Raw genomic sequence first — 17,534 nt, 5'->3', positions numbered from 1 at the left:
CCATCCCACGGTCAGCCTCGCAGCATGCGACGAGCTTCATAAGCTTCCAGGAATTCCGGAGAGGCGACGTCATCGGCCAGCGCGCGAAGCGCAGAAGCGGAAGGACCCAGCACCACCTCGACGCGCTGATTGGCATCAGCCCACAGGGCCAATGCCTCGTGCAGACGGTGCTCACCATGCGTCGTCAGCGTCGCATGCTTCGTGCGGCCATCGTGTTCGTCCGGCATGAGCCCGACCAGTCCGTCCCGGACCAGCGGGCGAAGTGCGTGGGTCAAAGCAGAGATGCTGACGGCAAGGCGCTCGGCCAGGGATTGCAGGGTGGGCCATTGATGGCCGCCTTCGCGCAACGCAGCTATCTGGGTCAGAAGCCCGACCTGGGTAGCCTTCAGGCCGGTTGGCGCTACCGCATCGTCATAGAGTTGGCCTAGTCGCCGTGACGCGCGTCGAAGAGCGGTGTTTGTGCACACAAGTTCGGACAGGAGTTCGGGCGAACTCAGCCTGCCCCCACGCAGTTCCTCTCCGAGATTGCCAATCGAAAGTTTCTTACCCATCTCACTAAAATAGTTGAGGGCTCATCCATTGACAAGAGGACATCGCGACCATACGTAAACTTGAGTACTCAACCAAATAGGATTTTGACATGTCTACATCATCGCTCAAGCCCGTCGCCCTCGTCACCGGCGCCTCCGCTGGCATCGGCGCCATCTACGCCGCGCGTCTCGCCGAAAAGGGGTATGACCTCATCCTCGTCGCCCGGCGGGCCGATCGTCTGAAGGCGCTCTCGGACAAGCTCGGCGCTGCCCACGGCACGAAAGTCGAGGTCGTGGAAGCCGACCTGACGAAAGACGCCGACGTCAACCGCGTCGAAAAGGTGCTGAAGGAAAATTCAGCGATCACGCTCCTCGTCAACAACGCCGGCAACTCGACCTTAGCTCCGGTCGCCAAGACCACTGAGGAAGACGCGGCCGCGATGATCGCGCTCAACGTCACTGCGCTCACGCGGCTGACACACGCCGTTCTGCCTGCATTCCTCAGCCGCAACCACGGCGCGATCATCAACGTCGCTTCGGTCTTGTCCTTTCATGCCCTGCCGATCAGCGCGATCTACAGCGGCACCAAGGGCTATGTGATGAACTTCAGCCGGGGTCTGCAGCAGGAGCTGGCTGAGACCAATGTCCGCCTGCAGCTCGTGATGCCGGCGGCCACGGCGACGGAACTCTGGGATTTGTCGGGCGTGCCGCTGGCGTCGCTCAACCAGGCGACCGTCATGACGTCCGAAAACCTGGTCGACGCCGCCCTGGCCGGTTTCGACAAGGGCGAAGATATCACGCTGCCATCCGTTGCCGACGCCAGTCTCTGGGACAAGTTCGACCAGGCCCGATCCACACTGTTCGCCGCGACGCAGACCGGTGAACCTGCGCCCCGTTACCGCGCCGTCTAGACACCCCGAAGGATCGAGCGCGCGGATTAACCCCTACGCCAGCGGCGTCGGCAGATCCGTGCGGTTGATTGATATTCATTTCAAGGAGATTCCATTGCCCAGCCTGTTCGACCAATTCACGCTGAAAGGCGTCATCCTCCGAAACCGCATCGCGGTATCCCCCATGTGTCAATACTCCGCGACTGATGGCGTTCCGAACGACTGGCACGCCGCCCATCTCACAAGCTTGGCGCGCGGTGGCGCTGGCCTTGTCAATGTCGAAGCCACGGCTGTCTCTCCGGAGGGGCGTATCACGCCGGGCTGCACCGGTCTTTGGAATGATGTCCAGGCCGAGGCCTTTGGGCCGATTGTCGCCGGCATCGAAAAGGCGGGCGCGGTCGCAGGGATCCAGATCGGTCACGCCGGCCGCAAGGCCAGTGCAAACCGCCCTTGGGAAGGCGACGATCATATCGCCGATAGCGATCCGCGCGGCTGGGAAACCATCGCACCGTCCGCCATCGCGTTCGGCGGCGGCTTGGCCAAGGTACCGCGCGCCATGACGAAGGCCGACATAGATCGCGTTCGTGGCGATTTTGTCGCTGCAGCGATCCGCGCGCGCGACATCGGATTCCGCTGGCTCGTGTTGCATTTTGCTCACGGCTATCTCGGCCAGAGCTTCTTCTCGCCGCATTCTAACCAGCGAGACGACGAATATGGCGGCAGCGCCGATAACCGTGGACGCTTCCTCCTCGAGACGCTGGCGGCCGTTCGTGAGGTCTGGCCCGAGGATCGTCCGCTGACGGCTCGCTTCGGCGTCATCGAGTTTGACGGTCGCGACCAGGAAACCCTGCAGGACGCGATCGATCTCGTCGGAAAATTCAAGAAGGCCGGCCTCGACTTCATCGACGTCAGCCTCGGCTTCTCAACCCCAGCCGCCAATATTCCCTGGGGCCCGGGGTTCATCGCGCCTTACGCCGATCAGGTCCGCAAGGCCACTGGCCTCCCCGGTGCCGCAAGTTGGAACATCACTCAGCCGGAGCAAGCGGACGAACTCATCCGAAGCGGGCAGCTTGACCTGGTTATGATCGGCAAAGCGATGCTCGCCAATCCGCATTGGCCCTACCAAGCCGCGCGCAAGCTCGGTGTCGAGCGTCCGTCCTGGACATTGCCTGCCCCCTACGCACATTGGCTCGCATCCTACCGCGCTGCCTGAGCGATCGGGGCTCTCGAACATCGTTGAGGGCCCTTGTCTCTTCGCTTTAAAAAACGAACCAAGGCCCGCTGATTCATGGGCGCGATATCGCGATATCGCGCCTCACGTCAGACGGTTGGGCCGTGACGGGCGTTTGTGAAGGCTTTCGGTACCTGCATAGACGGACAAAGTAACGTCGGACGGCTCGCTTCTTATCGATCGCTGACGGCCGCGCGCGGGTTGACCCAGGGTTCCTGGTTCGAACGCGCCAGCGGCTGTTTGCCGAGGATATGGTCGGCGGCCTTCTCTCCCGTCATGATCGAGGGGCCGTTCAAATTGCCATAAGTGACGTGCGGGAAGATCGAGCTGTCGGCGACGCGCAGGCCATCGATGCCGATCACCCGCGTTTGCGGATCGACCACCGCCATCGGATCGTCCTTGGCGCCCATCCGGCAGGTGCCGCAGGGGTGATAGGCGCTTTCCAGATGTTCGCGCAGGAAGGCGTCGATCTCTTCGTCGCTTTGCACGCTTTCGCCCGGCTGGATCTCCGGGCCGCGATAGTCGTTGAAGGCTCTCTGCCCGAAGATCTCGCGGGTGAGGCGCACGCAGTGGCGGAATTTCTCCCAATCCTCGGCATGGCTCATATAGTTGAAGCGCAACACCGGGTCGGCCTTGGGATCGGCGGAGCGCAAGCTCACGCTGCCGCGCGATTTCGACAGGTTGTAGCCGACATGAACCTGGAAGCCGTGGCTTTTCGCGGCCGCCTTGCCGTCATAGCTGATCGCCACCGGCAGGAAATGATACTGGATGTCGGGCTGCTTCAGCCCCGGCGCGGAGCGCAGGAAGGCGCAGGCCTCGAACTGGTTGGAGGCGCCGAGCCCGCCGCGAGAGAGCAGCCATTGGGCGCCGGCCACCCCCTGCCAGAACCACGGCAGCCAGGAATAGAGCGACACCGGCTTGGTGCTCACCTGCTGGAAGTAGAATTCCATATGGTCCTGCAGGTTGGCGCCAACGCCCGGCCGGTCGGCCTTCACCGTAATGCCCATATCTCGCAGGTGTTCTCCGGGACCGATGCCCGACAGCATCAAGAGCTTCGGCGAATTGAAAGAGGAGGCCGAGACGATCACCTCGCGGTTTGCCTTCACCACCTCGATCCTGCCGTTGCGTTCGATCTCGACACCGGTCGCCCGCCCGTCCTCGATCACGATCTTCTGCGCAAAGCCGTAGACGATCCTGACATTCTGCCGTTTCAGCGCCGGTCGCAGATAGGCATTGGCGGCAGACCAGCGGCGGCCGCCGAAGATGGTCTGCTCCATCAGACCGAAGCCTTCCTGCTTGCTGCCGTTGTAATCCTCCGTCGTCTCGAAGCCCGCCTGTTTGCCGGCCTCGACGAAGGCGCGGAAGAGCGGATTGGTGAAGCCGCCGCGCTGGACATGCAGCGGCCCATCGGTGCCGCGCCAGCCCTCTTCGCCGCCATGCGAATGTTCCATCCGCTTGAAATAGGGAAGTACATCGGCATAGGCCCAGCCGCTGGCGCCGAGCTCCTCCCAGCGGTTGAAGTCCTCGGCATGGCCGCGCACATAGACCATGCCGTTGATCGACGAGGAGCCGCCGATCACCTTGCCGCGCGGCGCGGTGATGCGCCGGTTGTTGAGGTTCGCCTCGGGCTCGGACAGATAACCCCAATTATATCTCTTCATGCTCATCGGCCAGGCAAGCGCTGCCGGCATCTGGATGAACGGCCCGAAATCGCTGCCACCCGCCTCGATGACGATGACACTGTTCTTGCCGTCTTCCGACAAGCGGTAGGCGAGGGCGGAGCCGGCGGAGCCCGAGCCGATGATGACGAAATCTGCTTGCATAGTCTTGTTCCCTCGAGCTGCCATCATCCGGCTGCTTCTTGTTTTCCCAGAGCCTGCCCCTCATCCGCCTGCCGGCACCTTCTCCCCGCTCGCGGGGAGAAGGAGATATGCCGCACCGCGTTCCTTAACCTCGACGCTGCTTTGGGGCACGTCCCCTCTCCCCGCGAGCGGGGGTCCGGAGGACGGGTCGAGACGAGTGGCTCGACCCCGTTAGGGTGAGGGGCAAAAGCAAGGGCAGATGTTTTTCAATTCAATAAGGCGCCGCCACCGGCCCCATGCCCACATAAACCGTCTTCAGTTCGGAATAATGCTCCAACGCCGCAAGCGAATTCTCGCGGCCGAAGCCGGATTGTTTCGAGCCGCCGAAGGGGATTTCCACCGGGCAGAGATTATAGGTGTTGATCCACAGCGTGCCCGCTTCCAGCCGGTCGACGACGCGGTGGGCGCGGGTGAGGTCGGCGGTGAAGACGCCGCCGGAAAGGCCGAATTCGCTGGCATTGGCGCGGGCGATCACCTCGTCCTCGGCGTCGAAATCGAGTACGCACATGACAGGGCCAAAGATCTCCTCGCGGGCAATGGTCATGTCGTCAGTGACATCGGCAAACACCGTCGGCTGCACATAATAGCCTTCGCCGGAGACGTTGTTCGGAATGCCGCCGCCGGCAATGAGTGTTGCGCCCTCGGCCTTGCCCTTCTCGATATAGGAGATCACCTTCTCGCGCTGCACCCAGGAGACCATCGGCCCGACCTGCGTCGCCTCGTCCATCGGATCGCCGATCAGCATCGCTTCGGTGCGGATCTTCAGCCGCTTCAGGAATTCGGCCTTAACAGTCTTCTGCACGAAGACGCGCGTGCCGTTCGAGCAGACCTGGCCGGTCGAATAGAAATTGCCGAGCATCGCGCCCCCGACCGCCGAATCGAGATCGGCATCGTCGAAGACGATGAGCGGCGACTTGCCGCCGAGTTCCATCGTCACGTGCTTGAGGTTGCCGGCGGCAGCCGCCGCGACCCTGCGCCCCGTCGGCACCGAGCCGGTCAGCGACACCTTGGCGACATCGGGATGGTTGACGAGCAGCGGCCCGGTGTCGCGGTCGCCCTGGATCACGTTGAAGAGCCCCTTCGGCAGTCCGGCCTCAAGCAGGATCTCGGCGATCTTCAGCGCGCCGAGCGGCGTGTTTTCGGACGGTTTGAACACCATGGCATTGCCGCAGACAAGCGCCGGCGCAGCTTTCCAGCAGGCGATCTGCTGCGGATAGTTCCAGGCGCCGATGCCGACGCAGACGCCAAGCGCCACGCGCTTGGTATAGGCAAAGTCCTGGCCGAGCGGGATCTGCGAGCCGTTGAGACCGGCCGGCGCGATGCCGCCGAAGAATTCGAAGGCATCGGCGCCCGAGGTCGGGTCGGCGACAACAGTCTCCTGGATCGGCTTGCCGGTATCGAGCGTCTCGAGTTCGGAGAGCGCCCGGTTTCTCTCGCGCATGATGTCGGCTGCCCGCTTCAGGATGCGCCCGCGCGCCATCGGGCTCATCGCCGCCCATTCCGGCTGGGCGCGCTTGGCGGCGGCGATCGCCCGTTCGACAATCGCAGGCGTTGCGGCATGCAGCCGGGCGATCACCTCGCCGGTGGCGGGATAGAGGCTCTCGATGACGGTGCCGTCGGTATCCTCGACATATTCGCCATCGATGAAGTGCGAGGCTTTCGGCTGGGCTTTCATGTCATTTGTCCTTGGGTGGTTCGATGTGGTCGTCCCTTCTCGCTCCGGGGAGAGGGGGAGGCGGTGGCCAAAAGCGCATTCAGATAATCCTCGGTCAGCGCAATCGAGGCTTCAATGCCGATCGGCGCGGATTTCAGACTTTGCCTGATATAGAGCCCGTCGATCATCGCCGCAGCGCCTTCGGCGATGCGTTCTGCGGCGTCAGCTGGCAACAGCACTTTCAGATCGGCCAGCAGATTGGAGCGCAGCCGCCGCGCATAGATCACCAGGAAGCGCCGCGTCTCTTCCGAGCGCTGCGCTTCGGCGTAAAAGGCAAGCCAGGCGGCAATCGTCTCCGGCGCGAACTGATCGGCGTGGAAGCTGACACGGATGACGGCCGAAAGCCGGGCGCGCGGCGTCCTGGCGGCCCTGAGTGCCGCCACCGTATCGTTGCGCAACTGTCGGAGAAGCGAGCGGATCGTTTCGATCAGCAATTGCTCCTTGCTGCCGAAATAATGATGCGCCAGGGCAGGCGACACGCCGGCCTGCCGGGCGATGTCGGACATGGTGACGGCAAGCGAGCCGTGATCGCCGATCACCCGCAGCGCCGCATCGACAAGCGCCTTGCGGCGCACCGGCTCCATTCCGACCTTTGGCAACAGACCACTCCTTGAAATCAGCGACAGGTTATTTTTGATTGACTGATCAATCAATAAAAATCTTTAGCGATTTGCTCAGACGCAGATCTTTCCCTGCCGAATTGCTGCAGCATATTCGAATCTGTCAGGAGGTGAGTCATGGCCGATGTCTTCGAGGGAGCGCCGACATCTTCGCTGCAGTCGAAATGGATCTGGTTTGCCGGTCTCGGCGTGCTGCTGCTCGTCTGCGGTCTGATCGCGCTCGGCAATCTGATGCTCGCCACCGTCGTCTCGGTCTATTATGTCGGCATGCTGATGCTGTTCGGCGGCGTTATCTATCTCGTCCATGCCTTCCAGGTGCGCGGCTGGGATCACGTGCTGTTCTGGATACTGAGCGGCCTGCTCTATGTGCTTGCCGGCATCTGCGCCTTCATCAATCCGATCCTGACCTCGGCGGCGCTGACGCTGTTTCTCTCGCTCTCGCTCGTCGTCGCCGGCGTCTTCCGTACCTGGGTCGGCATGCGCATGAAGCCGGTCAAGGGCTGGCGCTGGATCGTCGCAAGCGGCGTCATCACCGCCCTTGCGGGTTTCGTCATCGCGCTCGGCTGGCCGGTGAACAGCCTGTGGATCCTCGGCCTGTTCCTGGCCGCCGATCTCATCGTTCAGGGCTCGACCATGATCGCCTTCGGCCTCGGCATCCGCAGTTGAGATTGTGGAGAGCGGCCGTTCTTTTTTGACAAGACCCGTTCTTTTTTGACAAGACTAGGACAGGGGATTAGACTGAAGGGGTTACGGGCCGCTCCCAGCACGCGGACGGTCCTATGTGCGAATGCACCAAGGCACCGGCGAGATCGCCGAGAATGCTGAAAATGGTCATGCGTCCCCCAGAGGCAGGGTTCTGCCTGATCAGAAAAGGGAGGAAGTTCATGCCGATGGTCACCGTTTCCATCTCTCCGCAACAGGCAGCGGGCATCCGCGCCGCCGTTGACAATGGCGGTTATGCCTCGAGCAGCGAGGTCGTCCGCGAGGCGCTGCGTCTCTGGGATACCGCCCGCAAGCTCAACGAGTTCCGGGACGATATTCTTGACGACGACGCTCCATCCGGCGGCAGATGCGTCGCCGACATGTTCGCCGATCACGAGGCGGAGCGCCGTCGCTCCGCCTGAGCAAGCGTTTGATTTTATTGGGTAAATCTAATAAGCGCTGAACGCGTCTCGATGGGCCGCGCGTTTCATAAAACTTTCGTTTACTTGATCCTGCCACGGCATGTTCCGAACGAGGACCACGCCGCCGGCTGCATTCTCGGCTACGACCGCGCGGCACGGAAGCCCTGTTCCCGCTGATGCGCTTTCGATCGGGTCATCGAACTGCCGGAAGGCCTCATCTTCCATCGGTTGGGCGAGGCGAATTGACGCCCTTGCCACTTCCAGTCTTCCCAAGCCTCCGGGGCTGATTTACTTCCTTTGTCCAGCGAATAGAGCAATTCCCAGGAAAACTGCGAAGCGGTTTTTCGTCCGGGATTGCGTAAAACCTAAGGTTAGAGCGGTTCTGAACCGCTCTAGGAGGAGCCTGGTCATGCCATTGCCTCAGGAAATGCGTTTCGTCGATCTGCCGTCCTTTGGCGGGCCGGAGGCAATGACAATCGGCAGGCGCCCGCTGCCTGTGCCCGGCGACGGAGAGGTCCTGGTGCGCGCCGAGGCGATCGGCGTCAACCGCCCCGATATTGCCCAGCGCCAGGGCAGCTATCCCCCGCCGAAGGGTGCGAGCCCGATCCTCGGCCTGGAGCTTGCAGGCGAAATTGTCGCCGTCGGCCCCGGCGTCCGCGGCCATGCCGTCGGCGACAAGGTCTGCGGGCTCGCCAATGGCGGCGCCTATGCCGAATATTGCCTGCTGCCGGCAGGCCAGATTCTGCCCTTTCCCAAAGGTTATGACGCGGTGAAGGCGGCGGCTTTGCCTGAGACCTTCTTCACCGTCTGGGCCAATCTCTTCCAGATGGCCGGGCTGACGGAAGGCGAGACGGTGCTGATCCATGGCGGTTCCAGCGGCATCGGCACGGCGGCGATCCAGCTCGCCCGCGCCTTCGGCGCTGAGGTCTACGCGACGGCGGGCTCGAAGGAGAAATGCGAGGCTTGCGAAAATCTTGGCGCCAAACGCGCGATCAACTACCGGACCGAGGATTTCGCCGAGGTGATCAAGGCCGAGACTGACCACGGCGTCGATATCATCCTCGACATGATCGGCGCCGCCTATTTCGAGCGCAACATCGCCTCGCTGGCGAGGGATGGCTGCCTGTCGATCATCGCCTTCCTCGGCGGCGCGCTCGCCGAAAAGGTCAATCTCTCGCCGATCATGGTCAAGCGCCTGACGGTCACCGGCTCCACCATGCGCCCGCGCACGGCGGAAGAAAAACGCGCCATCCGCGATGATCTTCTCTCCGAGGTCTGGCCGCTGCTTGCCGCTGGCACCGTCGCGCCCGTCATCCACAAGGTCTTTGCCTTCGACGAGGTCGTCGAAGCCCACCGGCTGCTGGAAGACGGCAGCCATGTCGGCAAGGTCATGCTGCGCGTTGGCTAGAGCAATTCCAGCAAAAGTGTGCAGCGGTTTTGCGTCCGGAATTGCGCCAGACCAAAGAGCAATTCCAGCAAAAGTGTGCAGCGGTTTTGCGTCCGGAATTGCGCCAGACCAAAGAGCAATTCCAGCAAAAGTGTGCAGCGGTTTTGCCAGGCAAAGTGCGAAGCGCTTTTGCCGGGAATTGCGCCAAAACAAAGAGATAGGGCGCTCTTAGTGCGTCCTATCGGACGCGCGGCGCGGTAATGTCAGCGACAGCGCGACGGCGAGAACACCTGGCACCGCCATCAGCAGATAGAGCCAGTGCGCTGCCGAAAGCGCGCCTGATATGCCGCCGGGATGAACGAGGCCGGCGCCATTGGCGATGAGGCCGGCAAAGGCGGCGCCGAACGCCCCACCGAGCGAACTCATTGTCGGGATCGCGGCAGAAGCCTTGTCTTTCTCGTTGTCGGCGACGAGTTTCAGCACCATGGCGACGAGATGCGCCCAGCCGAGCCCGATGCCGAAGCCCATCATGAACATGCCGATCGCCGCCGGCACGATAAGGAGCATATGCCCCTCGGGATTGTCCTTGGCGAGGAAGACGGCGAGGCAAGCGGTCGCCGCCGCCTCGATGAGGGCGCCAATGACGATTGCCGCGTACGCCCGCCTGCCGGTCAGCGAGCCGCTGAGGAAGGCCGCAAACGTCCATCCGAGGGCAACCAGCGCCACCAGATAACCCGATGCGAGTGGAGCCACCCCATGCAGGGTCTGCAGGAAATAGGGAATGAACACGTCGCTGACGAGGACGACGGTCATGGCGAGCATCGCCAGGTAGACCCGGGAAATCGGCTGGGAAAGGCTGACGGCGCCAGAGGGCAGCAAGCGGTTCGGGCTTCTGCCCTCGATGAAGATCATGCCGGCGACCGCGACGACCGAAGCGGCGATCAGCGCGACCTTCGTGGCTGTCGCCTCGATCGCGCCGGCCGTGCTGACCATCAGGACGGCGGCAAGCAGCAGCCCGATCTGGGCAATCGGCGTCTTTACCTGCTCGCGGTCGTCCTCGACCTCTGGCAACAGCCGCGGCGCCAGGAAGGCCATCAGCAGGCCGAGCGGCACGAGCACGATGAATGCGTAGCGCCAGGCGTGGCCGGATGAAAAGAAGCCGCCGAACGTCGGCCCGATGACGGTCGAGACCCCCCAGATCGCCGCATAGAGCGTCGAGGCTTTTGGCCATAGCGGCTCGGGATAAACGAAGCGGATGAAGGCATAGCCGAGCGCGGCAAGTGCGCCTGTTCCGAGACCCTGCACCGCACGTCCGATCAGCACCACTGGCATCGACGGTGCGGCCGCGGCAATCAGGCTGCCGACGCCGAAGACCAGCGCCGCGATCACATAGACGGATCGAAGCCCGGTGCCGCGCGGCCGCATGGCGACAAAGATCGAGCCGAGTACGGCCGCGGCGACGAACAAGCTGGTGACCCAGGAAAACAGCGCGAGGCCGCCGATATCCCGCACGATCGATGGCGCGATCGTCGCCATGATGTAAGTCTCCACCGCATAAAGCGTCACGCCGCCTGCCAGCATCAGCGTTGCCGGCAGATGCTCGGGCGCAAAGAGGCGGAAGAGGGAGCTAGCGTTGGGAATAGTTGCAGTCTGGTCGATATTCGACATGGGATGATCCCGAGATTTTTGCTGGCGGAGGATTATTTTCCAAGTTATAAATTGGAAAATTACACGCCGCCTCAAATTAAACAAGACTTGACTTGGAAAATATGCGCCAGTCCCCAGCCAACCGGATCCTGATCCTGATAAAGACCGACGGCCCGCAGCTCGCCGCCGCGATCGGCGATGCGCTCGGCATATCAGGCGAAGCCGCCCGCCAGCAACTGTCGAAGATGGCGGAGGAGGGGCTGGTGGAACCGGTCACCGTTGCCGCCGCGGGCCGGGGCCGGCCGCGTCAGCTCTGGCACCTCACAGCCAGCGGCAACCGCCAGTTCCCGGATGGCCATGCCGAACTGACGGCAAACCTCCTTGGCACGCTCGTCGAACAGCTCGGCCCCGCAGCCCTCGATACGGTCATTGCCGCCCGCGAGGCCGAGACGCTGCAGCGTTATCGGCAGGAACTCAGCCAGGCGCATGACCTTGCCGCCCGCGTCGAGGCCCTTGCCGGCATCCGCACCCGCGAGGGCTATATGGCCGATTGTTGGAGACAAGCGGACGGCTCCTTCATGCTGGTCGAAAACCACTGCCCGATCTGTGCGGCCGCCACCGCCTGCGCCGGCTTCTGCCGCTCCGAACTCGAAACCTTCCGCGCCGTCCTCAGCGCCGAGGTCGAACGCAGCGAACACATCCTCGCCGGCGCCCGCCGCTGCGCCTATCGCATCACGCCGCATTGACGCCTGTCGATCGGAGCGCCGCATGTCACGCCGGTTGCCGCGCCTGCCGCCTGCTGCTTTCGAGATAGAGCAGCACTCCGATCGATGCGAGACCCGCGGCCGCGCCGACGAAGGCGGTGCCGGAATAATCGGTGATCGCGGTGCCGAAGGCGAAGAGACCGGCGCTGATGCCAACCCCAATGAACGTGTTCAGCGAGATCAGTGAGGTTCCAAGCCCCGGCCGGTCCGCGATCAGGTCCTGCAGATAGGTGATCGGCACGCTGAGGATCGCTGCCGCCCCACAGGCATTGAAGAGGAGGAGTGCGTAGACGTGCCAGGGTGCGGAAGCAAAGCCGAGCAGCAGCAGATAGACGCAATAGATCAGCGCGCCGAAGGCAAGCACATGCGCGCTTCGGAAGCGGCGCTGCGCAAAGCCCCACATCATCATGAACGGCATCTCGAGCAACGCCGTCAAGCCTGCAATGAAGCCGACATCGACCACGGTGCCGCCGGCCGCACGGGTGATGATCAGCGGCAGGAGCATGGCGTTCAGCCGCTGCAGCCCGAACAGCATCGCCATGACGATGACGCGCGACAGCACATGCGGCACGAAAATCCGTTTCAGCGAAGCTAAGAAGCCGACTGGATCGGGGGCAGGGCCGCCTGAGCCATTTCCGGGTGCGAAGAAAAAATACAGGCAGAAGCAGGTGCAGCTTGCCAGTGCCGCGATCCCATAGGCCGGCGTCATCGACGGCGAACTGACGAGATAGAGGCCGATCAACCCCGGCGCCAGCGCCCATGAGCCGGAAAAGAGCGCCCGCACCGTTGCGGTGATCGCCGCCCCCTGGCCACGGTCCATCTGGTTGGTCCTGGCGCGCAGGCTGGCAAACAGCAGCGAATAGGTGGAATTGCTCATCGGCACCAGCAACAGCGTAGAGAAGATGAAGACCGCGGGGCTATGAATGAGCGCGATCGACCCGAAGCCGAGCATGCCGGCGACGCAAAGCCCCAGCACCAGCGGCCGGCGCTCCTTCAGCCTGTCCGACCAGATGCCGAGCGTCAGGCTCGTCGTGACGTTGACGATCGAAGACAAGAACACCAGTGCCGAATAGGCGCCGTTGCTCATGCCGAGTTCGTTGATCCCGATGATCGACTGATAGGGCGCGGTCGACGCATAGGTGAAGGCGAGCGCGACGAGGGTCACGGTTGGGATGCGGATCCTGTTGTCGCGAAGGATCAAGGAAAAGGTGGATGACATGGGAACGGTTCCTGATGCACCACTCTTAGTCGCATCGGACCCATCAGAGAAACGATAGTTTTCGATCGCCTCGGTCAATTTATGTGATGAATATTTGGACGATGTGATCGCGCTCCGAGCCCGCAACGAGGCCGAGCGCCTAGCTCAGAATTTCGCGACCAAACTTGAGAGCCAGAAGTCGATTTGCCCGAAGGGAAGCACCTTTCCCAAAAATCCGACCAGAGCTGAGGTGCTGACGATCAGCGCCAGCCCCACAAGTGTTCCGAGGATTATTCCAACGCTCGCCTTTGCCGGCCGGCGTGCCGGCCAAGACGCCAGACCCAGGGAGACAATGGTGAAAAATGCCAACAATATGGACTCGGTGATAGACATGCCCGCTTGCAAAACAATTCCTTGGAATGTGAACCGGGCTGCACGATAGCGTCCCGATGCGTCCAAACTCAAGGCCTGGGATGGCGGCCAATTGACTCTATCAATCTTCTGCCCTTAGTGCTCGCCGGGGTTGATCAATTGGGTGGGGACAATGAAATTTCGCTTTATTGGCGCTGTTGCGCTTTCTTTCGCTGTTGCAGGTTGCACGCTCCTTGATCCGCCGACGCCGTTTGAGCGCACCTTTCGTCAAGGTACGAAAACTTGCGATTTTCCCATTACCTGGAAATCGGCGAGACAAGTCATGACAACTCTTGAGATAGATTCGCCTGTCGGCGCACAGTTTTGGGATGCCATCAACGAAATATGTAACGTCGTGAATGCTGGAAATAAGAGCAAAACCATCGAAATCCGGGCTCGTGACAGACACGGTGTTCTGCGGAACATCGTTGTCGAAAGAGATTAGGAAAAGCGCGGAAGCTCACCCCCTCTCCGTCTTCCTCGGGCTTGACCCGAGGACCCACGCTGACCTCCACCAGCAGCGGGCATGGATCCTCGGCTCAAGGCCGAGGAGGACGGAATGTGCGGTGACGTCTCCGCCAAACTCACCGCAGGCGCGCCAGTTGCTCCATCAGGCAGGCCCTCGCGCAGCCGCCTAACCCTTGCAAAGCGTCAACCCCGTTGGCTTTCCCCGCGTGACGCGTTATGGACTGCGCTATCCCGCCAGCATCCGGATGAGAGCTCATGACCAATCCCGTCACCGTCGAAGTCACCCGCGGTCTGCTCGTCGAAAGTCGCCATCGCGGCTCGGTGGCTGTGGTCGATGGCGATGGCAAGCTTGTCTTCTCGCTGGGCGACATCGAGGTCGCGGTCTTTCCGCGCTCGTCCTGCAAGGCGATGCAGGCGCTGCCGCTGGTCGAGAGCGGTGCTGCCGATGCCTATGGCTTCGGTGACAAGGAATTGGCGCTGGCCTGCGCCTCGCACAATGGCGAGGACGAGCACGTGGCGCTCGCCTCCTCCATGCTGTTGCGTGCCGGTCGCGATGCGCAAGCGCTGGAATGCGGCGCCCACTGGTCCATGAGCCAGAAGACCCTGATCCATCAGGCCCGCACGCTCGAGGCACCGACCGCGCTGCACAACAATTGCTCGGGAAAACATGCCGGTTTCATCTGCGCCTGCTGCCATCAGGACCTCGATCCGAAGGGTTATGTCGGCACCCAGCACCCGCTGCAGATCGAGATCCGCGCGGTGATGGAAAGCCTGACCGGCGCCGTGATTGGCGCCGATAGCTGCGGCACCGACGGCTGCTCGATCCCGACCTATGCCGTGCCGCTACGCAGCCTGGCCCATGGTTTTGCCAAAATGGCGACCGGCACCGGCCTGGAACCCTTGCGCGCCAAGGCATCCCGCCGGCTGATCGAGGCCTGCATGGCCGAGCCCTTCTATGTCGCCGGCTCCGGGCGCGCCTGCACGGCGCTGATGCAGATCGCCCCCGGCCGCATCTTCTGCAAGACAGGTGCCGAAGGCGTCTTCTGCGCGGCGATCCCGGAAAAGGGCATCGCCATCGCGCTCAAATGCGAGGATGGCATGACCCGCGCTGCCGAAGCCATGGTGGCGGCGACCCTCGCCCGCTTCTTCGAGGCGGAGAGCGAGGTGCATGCGGCATTGATGGCTCATGCCGCAACGCCGATGCTCAATTGGAACGGCATCCATGTCGGCGATATCAGGGTCACCTCCGCCTTGGCCGGATGACTACGAGCCTACATATATAAGTTATTAGAAAAATAAGAATTGACTAATATAAAGAGGGATACGTCCTGCGATCGTGGATGCACCCTTTCGCGGCGACGTGAGCACAGTCCTGGAAGCCGTGAGGGCAGGGCATGTTTGCAGGCCGCTATCTCTGGTGGATGCTGATGGGGATCGGCATCTTCATGTTCGCCGCGCTGAGCCTCGATTATATCACCTGGCTCACGATCCAGCTGTCCGGCTGCGGCGATATGGCCGGCGCCTGCGAGCCGGTCCTCCGGCTGATATCGGGCATGCTCAAACCCGCCTGTATCTGGGCTGCAATCGGCGTGCTCTTCATGGCAACGCTGCTGCGTCTTCACACGCTCTCGCTCATCTGGTTCTGGGGACCGGTCGTCGCTGTCTGGTTCGTCGCCTCCACGCCGATCCTCCTCTTCGTTGCAGCGGATGCGGCGGCTCTGACGCAACCCACCACCCTGGCGGTGCTGCCGGTCGCCTTCCTGTTTCTGGCGGCCTTTGTCATCTATCTCATGTTTGCGCTCGAGGATGGCGACATGCTGCCTCTTGCAGCCTCGGTGCCCTTGCGCCTCACACTCCGCCTGACGGCGGTCTACGGCGCGCTTGCCGGCGTAGCCTTCATGCCGGAACTGTCGCGGATCGCCGGGACACTGCTCGACATGCCGGCACTTTCCGTCGTCATCGCGCTGGCGCAGCCATATCTGCAGATGGTGCTGACCTTTGGAACCGGCAGCATCGCGCCGGCCTATGCCGTGTTGGCGGCCTTCATCGCGGCCCTTGCCGCAAGCCTCTTGCCGCATGCTGCAGCACCGCAGCCCTCCCGCAGCACCATCATGCTGCGGCGATTGCGCCGTTGAGATCGCGATAGGGTTTCAGCTGTTCAGCCGTCATCTCCGCCGGCACGATCAGCCCCGCCACCTCGGAAATGCCAAGCACGGGGCAGGGCGAGACGAGGTCGAACTTCTCCTCGGTCAGCAGCACATGCGTTTCAGCCGCGCAGCGGGCGATGTGCCGCTTGATCGCCGCTTCCTCGAAATCGCCGGTGGAAAGCCCGTGCACCGGATGGGCGGCCGTCACCCCGAGGAAGAAGAGGTCGGGGCGAAGCTGCGAGATCGCCGCCATCGCCGCTGCCCCCGTCGCCACCATCGAATGTTTGTAGAGCCGTCCGCCGGCGAGGATCACCTCGGCTGTCGGGTGGTGTTCGAGTTCGGCGGCAATCGTCGGGCTGTGGGTCGCAACCGTCAGCGGCATGTCGCGCGGCAAGTGCCTGGCGATCTCCGCCGTCGTCGTGCCGCCGTCGAGGAAGATCATCTGACCGGGCTTCACCATCGCCGCCGCCGCCGCCCCCAGCCGTGCCTTGATCTGCGACGACACGCTGCGCCGGGCGGTAAAATCCGGCAGATCAGGCGCCAGCGGCATCGCCCCGCCATGCACTCGTTTCAACAGCCCCTCCGCCGCCATTTCCCGGAGGTCACGCCGGATAGTGTCCTCCGAAAGCGCGAAATCCTCGGCGACGCGTTTGGCGATCACCTGGCCGTCACGGCGCAGGATGTCGAGAATGAGGGCCTTGCGTTGGGTTGTCAGCATCGTCTCTCTGCACGAAATTAAACATAATAGCCCGATATTGCACGAAGTGACTCGACATTCAAGAAATATCGTGCATTTTCACGAAATCCCGTGCATGAGGCCGGGAAAATGCTCACGCATAAAGCGGAGCGAAGGAGTGGATCATGTTGATTTTGATTGCCGGGCCCTATCGGTCCGGAACCGGCGACGACCCGGAAAAGATGGCCGCCAACCTGAAGCGGCTGGAAGCGCCCTCGCACGCGCTGTTTCAGGCCGGCCATGTGCCGATGATCGGCGAATGGGTAGCCCTGCCGATCTGGCATGCCGCCGGCGGCCGGTCGGTCGGCGACGCGCTCTACGAAGAGATCTTCCACCCGGTCGCCGGCCGGCTGCTGCAGCTCTGCGAAGGCGTGCTGCGCCTGCCGGGCGATTCCAAAGGGGCGGACAACGACGTCCGCATCGCCCGGGAACGCGGCATCCCGGTCTGGCACCGCCTGGAAGACGTGCCGGGCTGCGGCTGAATGTGCGTGTTTTCTCTCCGGAGGGAGAAGGGGCATCTATCGTATCCGGCTGCGTTGGCTGACAAGGCGAGTTGAAGTGCAAGATCTGCCCCTCACCCTAACCCTCTCCCCGTAAAAACGGGGCGAGGGGACGTGGCAAACGCAGCGTCGAGGTCGGGGAAAGCCGGTGCGGCATGTCCCTTCTCCCCGTAAGCGGGGAGAAGGTGGCGGCAGCCGGATGAGGGGCGCGGCGCGGCACACCGATCATGCTCTCACACTCGCACGCACCCACCCTTGTCCCGATGGAGAAGCAAAACCCAATCCCACCAGTTCCAGCCCGCCCA

At 62.7% G+C, this 17,534-nt stretch carries 18 protein-coding genes; 10 read left to right on the top strand and 8 right to left on the bottom strand.

Translation table 11 applies throughout. From position 1 onward, the window contains the following. Window positions 1-11 precede the first annotated feature (11 nt). Entirely contained in the window at window positions 12-551 is a 540-nt protein-coding gene (locus ACM5SV_RS27390) for a MarR family winged helix-turn-helix transcriptional regulator (RefSeq protein WP_113546208.1), read from the bottom strand. Window positions 552-640: 89 nt separating this feature from the next. Here ACM5SV_RS27390 and ACM5SV_RS27385 point away from each other — a divergent pair, with 89 nt between their 5' ends. Further along, the gene (locus ACM5SV_RS27385) at window positions 641-1,441 is read left to right on the top strand and encodes an SDR family NAD(P)-dependent oxidoreductase (protein ID WP_221971250.1); all 801 of its coding nucleotides are present in this window, start codon (window positions 641-643) and stop codon (window positions 1,439-1,441) included. A 94-nt stretch (window positions 1,442-1,535) separates the two neighbouring features. Then, window positions 1,536-2,633 (top strand): NADH:flavin oxidoreductase/NADH oxidase, encoded by a 1,098-nt coding sequence (locus ACM5SV_RS27380; RefSeq protein WP_221971249.1) that lies wholly within the window; start codon window positions 1,536-1,538, stop codon window positions 2,631-2,633. Window positions 2,634-2,824: 191 nt separating this feature from the next. On the opposite strand, the gene betA is transcribed toward ACM5SV_RS27380, so the two are convergent. From betA to betI, 3 genes are all read right to left on the bottom strand, one after another. Beyond that, window positions 2,825-4,474, bottom strand: a complete 1,650-nt coding sequence (betA, locus tag ACM5SV_RS27375) for a choline dehydrogenase (RefSeq protein ID WP_222017630.1) — start codon at window positions 4,472-4,474, stop codon at window positions 2,825-2,827. A gap of 250 nt (window positions 4,475-4,724) precedes the next feature. After that, complete coding sequence (betB, locus tag ACM5SV_RS27370) at window positions 4,725-6,188, bottom strand: betaine-aldehyde dehydrogenase (RefSeq protein ID WP_221965155.1); 1,464 nt, start codon at window positions 6,186-6,188, stop codon at window positions 4,725-4,727. After that, complete coding sequence (gene betI, locus ACM5SV_RS27365) at window positions 6,185-6,811, bottom strand: transcriptional regulator BetI (RefSeq protein ID WP_012756549.1); 627 nt, start codon at window positions 6,809-6,811, stop codon at window positions 6,185-6,187. Before betI ends, betB begins: the two co-directional genes overlap by 4 nt. Before the next feature lie 153 nt (window positions 6,812-6,964). Between betI and ACM5SV_RS27360 the strand changes: the two genes are divergently transcribed. The 3 genes from ACM5SV_RS27360 to ACM5SV_RS27350 all read left to right on the top strand — a co-directional run bounded on the left by ACM5SV_RS27360 (window position 6,965) and on the right by ACM5SV_RS27350 (window position 9,379). After that, window positions 6,965-7,513, top strand: a complete 549-nt coding sequence (locus ACM5SV_RS27360) for an HdeD family acid-resistance protein (protein ID WP_012756550.1) — start codon at window positions 6,965-6,967, stop codon at window positions 7,511-7,513. A 218-nt stretch (window positions 7,514-7,731) separates the two neighbouring features. Continuing rightward, window positions 7,732-7,971 (top strand): ribbon-helix-helix domain-containing protein, encoded by a 240-nt coding sequence (locus ACM5SV_RS27355; RefSeq protein WP_012756551.1) that lies wholly within the window; start codon window positions 7,732-7,734, stop codon window positions 7,969-7,971. 409 nt (window positions 7,972-8,380) lie between these two features. Beyond that, window positions 8,381-9,379 carry an NAD(P)H-quinone oxidoreductase gene (locus tag ACM5SV_RS27350; protein WP_113546200.1) on the top strand — a complete coding sequence of 333 codons (999 nt, stop codon included), beginning with the start codon at window positions 8,381-8,383 and terminating at the stop codon, window positions 9,377-9,379. 207 nt (window positions 9,380-9,586) lie between these two features. Here the strand turns inward: ACM5SV_RS27350 and ACM5SV_RS27345 are convergent, their stop codons facing one another. Further along, complete coding sequence (locus tag ACM5SV_RS27345; protein WP_222017627.1) at window positions 9,587-11,026, bottom strand: MFS transporter; 1,440 nt, start codon at window positions 11,024-11,026, stop codon at window positions 9,587-9,589. A 101-nt stretch (window positions 11,027-11,127) separates the two neighbouring features. Between ACM5SV_RS27345 and ACM5SV_RS27340 the strand changes: the two genes are divergently transcribed. Next, window positions 11,128-11,751, top strand: coding sequence for a helix-turn-helix transcriptional regulator (locus tag ACM5SV_RS27340; RefSeq protein WP_128440247.1), 624 nt, complete (start codon window positions 11,128-11,130; stop codon window positions 11,749-11,751). Window positions 11,752-11,776: 25 nt separating this feature from the next. On the opposite strand, the gene ACM5SV_RS27335 is transcribed toward ACM5SV_RS27340, so the two are convergent. After that, window positions 11,777-12,988 carry an MFS transporter gene (locus ACM5SV_RS27335; protein ID WP_222017625.1) on the bottom strand — a complete coding sequence of 404 codons (1,212 nt, stop codon included), beginning with the start codon at window positions 12,986-12,988 and terminating at the stop codon, window positions 11,777-11,779. 144 nt (window positions 12,989-13,132) lie between these two features. Next, the gene (locus ACM5SV_RS27330) at window positions 13,133-13,360 is read right to left on the bottom strand and encodes a hypothetical protein (protein ID WP_260690415.1); all 228 of its coding nucleotides are present in this window, start codon (window positions 13,358-13,360) and stop codon (window positions 13,133-13,135) included. A 151-nt stretch (window positions 13,361-13,511) separates the two neighbouring features. Between ACM5SV_RS27330 and ACM5SV_RS27325 the strand changes: the two genes are divergently transcribed. The 3 genes from ACM5SV_RS27325 to ACM5SV_RS27315 all read left to right on the top strand — a co-directional run bounded on the left by ACM5SV_RS27325 (window position 13,512) and on the right by ACM5SV_RS27315 (window position 15,981). Then, window positions 13,512-13,823 carry a hypothetical protein gene (locus ACM5SV_RS27325; protein ID WP_128440250.1) on the top strand — a complete coding sequence of 104 codons (312 nt, stop codon included), beginning with the start codon at window positions 13,512-13,514 and terminating at the stop codon, window positions 13,821-13,823. A 278-nt stretch (window positions 13,824-14,101) separates the two neighbouring features. Next, window positions 14,102-15,109 (top strand): asparaginase, encoded by a 1,008-nt coding sequence (locus ACM5SV_RS27320; RefSeq protein WP_113546196.1) that lies wholly within the window; start codon window positions 14,102-14,104, stop codon window positions 15,107-15,109. A gap of 131 nt (window positions 15,110-15,240) precedes the next feature. Beyond that, the gene (locus ACM5SV_RS27315; protein ID WP_131707476.1) at window positions 15,241-15,981 is read left to right on the top strand and encodes a hypothetical protein; all 741 of its coding nucleotides are present in this window, start codon (window positions 15,241-15,243) and stop codon (window positions 15,979-15,981) included. Here ACM5SV_RS27315 and ACM5SV_RS27310 read toward each other — a convergent pair. Further along, window positions 15,956-16,711 carry a DeoR/GlpR family DNA-binding transcription regulator gene (locus tag ACM5SV_RS27310; RefSeq protein ID WP_012756559.1) on the bottom strand — a complete coding sequence of 252 codons (756 nt, stop codon included), beginning with the start codon at window positions 16,709-16,711 and terminating at the stop codon, window positions 15,956-15,958. The genes ACM5SV_RS27315 and ACM5SV_RS27310 overlap by 26 nt on opposite strands. Before the next feature lie 143 nt (window positions 16,712-16,854). Here ACM5SV_RS27310 and ACM5SV_RS27305 point away from each other — a divergent pair, with 143 nt between their 5' ends. Continuing rightward, the gene (locus tag ACM5SV_RS27305; protein WP_012756560.1) at window positions 16,855-17,211 is read left to right on the top strand and encodes a hypothetical protein; all 357 of its coding nucleotides are present in this window, start codon (window positions 16,855-16,857) and stop codon (window positions 17,209-17,211) included. Window positions 17,212-17,534 lie beyond the last annotated feature (323 nt).

Origin of the sequence: Rhizobium sp. CRRU65 (assembly GCF_048551595.1) — a bacterium.
Classification (GTDB): Bacteria; Pseudomonadota; Alphaproteobacteria; order Rhizobiales; family Rhizobiaceae; genus Rhizobium; species Rhizobium leguminosarum_J.
Note: the sequence above shows the minus strand (reverse complement) of the source record. Positions and strands in the feature narration are given on the sequence as shown.